Source organism: Microbacterium sp. ISL-103 (assembly GCF_018613995.1).
Taxonomy (GTDB): domain Bacteria; phylum Actinomycetota; class Actinomycetes; order Actinomycetales; family Microbacteriaceae; genus Microbacterium.
Map to the genome: position 1 here is coordinate 1 of NZ_JAGGPD010000366.1, position 5,576 is coordinate 5,576.

At 67.9% G+C, this 5,576-nt stretch carries 2 protein-coding genes; one reads left to right on the forward strand and one right to left on the reverse strand.

The window, feature by feature from the left end; translation table 11 throughout:
• A partial coding sequence (locus J7E68_RS13445) for a right-handed parallel beta-helix repeat-containing protein (RefSeq protein ID WP_215173371.1) occupies positions 1-1,150 on the forward strand: 1,150 nt, incomplete at its 5' end.
• A gap of 76 nt (positions 1,151-1,226) precedes the next feature.
• On the opposite strand, the gene J7E68_RS13450 is transcribed toward J7E68_RS13445, so the two are convergent.
• Positions 1,227-5,576: PKD domain-containing protein (locus tag J7E68_RS13450; protein WP_215173373.1), on the reverse strand; the 4,350-nt coding region annotated here is incomplete at its 5' end.

Consider the following 5,576-nt stretch of genomic DNA (forward strand, 5'->3'; position numbering starts at 1 on the left):
CGCGAACAACCGCCTGTACCTCGGCACCGATCCGACCGGACGCAACGTCAAGACCTCGACTCTGACCAAAGCGCTCTCGCTTCGCGGCGAGGGAGCGGTCGTGCGTGGCATCGGCATCCGCAACTACGCGACGTCCGTCTGGATGATGGGCGCCGTCACGGTCGAGGCGCCGCGGGCGACGCTCGAGAACGTCGTGATCTACGACAACGCATCGACCGGGCTCTTCGTGGGATCGTCGAACGCGACGATCCGCGATGTCACGCTCGCGCGCAACGGACTCATGGGCCTCGGCGCGAACTACGCCGACGCTCTCGCCATCGATGACCTTCTGGCCGTCGAGAACAACGCCGAGCACTTCAACACCTCACCCGTCTCCGGCGGCGTGAAGATCGCGAAGTCGCGCGGCGTGACGATCACCGATTCGGCGCTGCTGCGCAACGACGGCCCGGGCGTCTGGCTCGACCAGTCGGTGTACGACGTGCGCATCACCGGTTCCGACATCATCGAGAACAGGGGAGCCGGGGCATTCCTCGAGCTCTCGCAGAAGATCGACTTCGTCAACAACCTCGTGCTGCGGAACGTGGGCAACGGCGTCAAGATCAACAACACCGGTGGCGTGAATCTGTGGAACAACACGATCATCGGTGGCGACCGTGCGGTCAACATCGTGCAGGACAGCCGAAGCGCGACGGATGCGTCGGTGCCGGGTCACAACGCTCGACGCCCGTTCCCGGATCCGACGATGCCGTGGCTGATCCGCGACATCTCGATGGGCAACAACGTCATCGGTGAGAGTGCGGGCAACTGCACGGTGTGCGTCGAGGACTACACGCACCGGTACACCCCCGCGCAGCTCAACATCCGCTCCGACGGCAACGTGATCCAGCGCAACAGTGCGGCTGCCCCGAGCTGGTTCGTCATCTGGTCGCGCGGCACGGCCAACGTCAACCCCTACGTGTTCTCGACGTGGGCGACGTACCGCAGCACCACGGGCCAGGACGCGAACTCGACCGCGGTCGAGGGGCGCGCGGTGACCGATCGCTCGGGAAAGCTGCTCGCCGGAGTGACAGCGAAGGCTCGCACGATCCCCGCCCTGGTCGCGACGCTCCTCGGTTCCACGACACCGACCATCGGGGCCCGCTTCCCCTGATCCGTTCTCATACAGGGAGAGGCCGGGGTGCACATGCACCCCGGCCTCTCTCGTCTTCTGCTGTGTTGCGGTGCGCCTACTGTGCGGGTCCCGCCCAGAAGTCGTCGTAGGTGTAGACGACCGGCACTGCCGTCGCGCTACTCGAGACGTAGCTGTTCACTCCCACGTAGCCGGCGGTCTGCAGCGAGGCCGTCGCGTCCGTCGCGGTCAGCGCCCACGCGGTTGGCTCGGTGGACGAGGTACGCCACACCTTCGCCTTCAGCGTGGTCGGGTTGGTTCCGGTCACCTGGAACCGGACGCTCAGCTGGTCGGCGGTCGTGACGGTGAGTCCCGGAATGGTCGTCGACGACAAGACCGTCTCGACCCCGCCGATCGTCTTCGTCAGCCACAGCGACACGACACCGTTCGATGCCACGCGGAACTTCGCGCGGTAGTCGTTGGCGTTGTCGATCTGGCGTCCGAGAGCCGAGAAGTAGAATCCGCCACCGGTCGACGGCTGGTTGAACGCCAGCGTGAACCGCTCCTCGGTGTTCGTCGACGGCGTGGAGCCGGCGAGCGATGCCGAGTAGTTGTTGCCGGCGGACAGCGTGACCGTGCCGCCGGTGCCGTTGACGCCGAACTTGCTGAGGGCGGTCGCGCTGCTCGGGAACATCGTCCAGGGGCCGCCCGTCGTCGTCGCCGTGCCCCAGCCGTTGGTGGCCGTGCGGGTGAAGGCATCCTGCGCCCACACCTGCGGGGCTGCGACCGTGACCGTCTTCGTGGCGGTGCCGGTCGCTCCTCGGTCATCCGTCACCGTCAGGGTCACGGTGTACGTGCCCCCGGCGGCGTAGGTGCGTGATGCGGTCGCACCTGTGCCTGTGGTGCCGTCTCCGAAGTCCCAGGCGTACGAGGCGATCGTTCCGTCAGCGTCTGCGGAGCCTGCGGCGTTCACGGATGCCGCGAGGTTCGCCACCGACGTCGTGAACGCGGCGGTCGGCGCCTGGTTCTGTGCGACCGTGACCTCGTGCGTCACCGTCGAGGTGCCGCCCCGGTTGTCGGTCACGGTGAGCTTCACCGTGTAGGTGCCGGCACTCGCATAGGTGTGCGAGGTCGTCGCGCCCGTCTCGATCGCTCCATCGCCGAACTCCCAGGCGTACGACTCGATCGTGCCGTCAGGATCCGTCGAGGTGGTGGCGTTCGCCGTGACCTTCAGCAGATCCGTCACGGTGGTGAAGGCGCCGGTCGGGTCCTGGTTCGGAGCCAGCGTCGTCGTCACGGTGCGCGTCTTCGTCGCCGTGGCGCCGTCGTCATCCGTGACGGTGAGCGATGCGGTGAACGTGCCGGCCGTGGCGTAGGTGTGCGATGCCGTCGCCCCCGTACCGGTCGCGCCGTCACCGAAGTCCCAGGCGTACGACGCGATCGTGCCGTCAGGATCGGACGAGGCCGAGCCGTCGAACGCGACCTCGAGGTGGTCGGCGGTCGCGCCGACCACGGCGGTCGGGGCCTGGTTCGGAGCCACCGTCACGGCGCGCGTGAGGGTGCTGACCAGCGATGTGCTGTCCGTCACCTTGAGCGTGATCGTGTAGGTGCCGCCCGCCGTGTAGACGTGCGAGGCGGTCGCTCCGGAGGCCAGCGCGCCGTCGCCGAAGTTCCACGCGTAGACCAGCGGGCCGCCGTCGGCGTCGGTCGAGGTGCTCGCATCGACGTCGATCTTCAGCTTGTCGGTCGCCGAGGTGAAGGCCGCCACAGGTGCTCGCCCCGGAACCGTGCGACCGCTCGCCGTGTAGTGGTCGCGCACGCTCTGCTCGGAGAGAGCGGTGGAGTACACAGCGACCTCGTCGAGCGTGCCGGCGAAGTAGTTGCTGGTGGTGCTGCCCCAGGTCCTGTCGGCGCCGATGCGCCAGTAGCCGCGATAGTTCTCGGCTCCGGCCATCGAGTTGCTGCCGACGAGCTGCGTGTCGAGCCAGAGCTTCATGCCGCCGGCGCCCTGAGTCGCCACCACGTGGTGCCACTGGCCGTCGTTGTACGCGGTCGGGGTCACGAGGGTGGTCTGCGGCTGCCCGCTTCCGAACTGAACCTTGCCGTCGCTCTGCATCACGACATGGCGGTCGTATGAGGCGCTGAGACCGCTGGTGGTGTTGCCGAACCCGATCAGCGTGCCGCCCTTGTTCGACGTCGTCTTGAACCACAGCTCGGCGCTGTAGGTGGTCGGCGCGGTCCAGGCCTCCTGAGCGACGACGAGCGCGCTCGTCCCGTTGAAGGTGGTGGCCGTGCCGGATCCGATGGCTGGCGTCTGCCCGCGCGTCACGATCCCGGCGAGGTTGCCGGTCGTGCCGCCGGCAGCCGAATCGACGATCGTGCCCGCCGCTGTCTCGTTGAGACGCCAGAACACATCCGGCTTGTCGGTCGAGACCGATGCGCCGTAGACGTCGGTCGGAGCCGGCGTCCACGACGCCGAGCGACCGCTCGCGAGGTAGTGCGACTGGATGTCGGATGCGCTCAGAGCCGTCGGGTACACCGCGACGTCGTCGATCATGCCCGCGAGTCCCGCGTTGGTCGGCTTGTTCGGGAAGCCGTTGGTCTGATCAGCGCCGATCCGCCAGTACCCGTCGTAGATCTTCGGGGAGGTGCGGGCCTGATCCCGATCGACCCGCTTGCCGTCGACGAAGAGCTGCATGCCCTCACTGCCCACGGTGCCGACGATGTGGTGCCAGTTGCCGTCGTTCACGGCGCCCCGGCTGTAGATCGTGCGGTACGAGCCGTCGTTGATCGCGAAGTTCGCGCGACCCGAGTTGTCGAGGTAGAGCACGCGGTCGGTGATGCCCGAGGTCGACGTGCCGGTGGCCGAGTCGCCGAATCCGACGATGCGTCCGCCCCGAGTGTTGGTGGTCTTCACCCAGGCTTCGACGGTCACCGCGGCGTGCGCGGCGCTGACGTCCTGCGTCGTCATCTTGGGCGAGCTGCCGCCGGCTGAGGTGATCGACGTGTTCGAGTCGTTCAGCATCGCTCCGCCGGATCCGAGCGTGAGCCCGGTCGCCGTGCCCGGTGCGTCACCCGCATCGTCGTAGAGGCGGGTTCCGGCGGCTTCGTCGAGGCGCCAGTAGTGGCTCGCTCCGTTCGCCCGCACCGCAGCGCGGTAGGCGGCGGTCGGAGTGCTCGACACCGTCACGTAGGGCGACCAGGCGCTCCACTGCACGTTGCCGTCGGCATCCTTCGCTCGCACCTGGTAGCGCACCTGCGCCCCGGGCGTCTGACCGCTGTCGGTGATGCTCAGGTTCGGCTGGCTCCAGAAACGGCCGTCCGTGCGCGTGATCGTCGCGATCTTCACCGACGGGCTGCGGAAGACGTCGTAGGTGATGGTGGCGTTGTCGCGGTCCCACACGCTCGTGAAGGGAACGCGGACGACACCGGACTCGTTCGAGTACGGAGCGGGCGTGAGGCCGGAGTTGTAGACGGGGCCCACCAGATGCGGCGAGACGGTCTTCTTGCCGAAGCGCACGAGCCCTTGCTGCGCCACATTGTTGACCTTCGGGAACTCGCCTCCGAGCACCACGTAGTTCGCGTTTCCGGTGACCGACCAGGCGGCCTGACGGGCGCTGGTGTAGGTGCCGAACTCGAGGTCGGGATACCAGTTCAGCTGCTCGGTGTACGGCAGGCCGGTGAAGTCCCAGCCGTACGCATCCTTCTTGCTGATGACCCCGGTCGGAGTGGTGCTCTCGGCGATCGCCTTCGTCCACCGCGAGCGCGGGTTGGTGTCGGGGAACGCCCCGACCACGCTGCAGTCGTGCTTGTGCGAGACGGAGTACAGCACGCCGTCCTGCGGGAAGCTGCCGTAGGTGTCGCCGAGGCAGTCGTTGAGCCAGTTGATCGAGCCCGTGTACGGGTCGGCGGCGAAGGTGCCCTCGAACGATGCTCCGGCGCCGAAGGCGTATCCGGTTCCGTAGACCTGGGTGCCGTCGGTGCTCAGGCTCGAGATCGCGCCGTTGAGTCCTGCGGTCTTGATCCGGTCGGTGGCCGCCCAGGGAAGAGCTGTGCCGGAGGCGGCGTCGATCGATGCCATGCCGTAGGCGGGCGCACCGTTGAGCGTCGTGAAGGAGCCGCCGATGATGACACGGGAGGCGTCGGGGCTCGTGAGCATGTCCCACACGAACCCGTCGCCTGCTGCAGACGGCGCCCAGGGCAGGATCGCCTTCGTGGTGGTGCTCCACGCTGCCAGCTCGCTGCGCGGCTGGCCGCCGCTGGAGCGGAAGTTGCCCCCGACGTAGACTGTGTCGCCTGCGAAGGCGAATCCACGCACCTGGCCGTCGGCGCGCGGTGCCCAGTCGAGCATCGCGCCTGTCGCGACGTCGAACGAGGCGACGTGCGCTCGGGCCTGACCGTCGACAGCGGTGAAGTCGCCGCCGAAGTAGACCGTCTTGCCATCGGGGGTGACCCTGACGACGAGGCC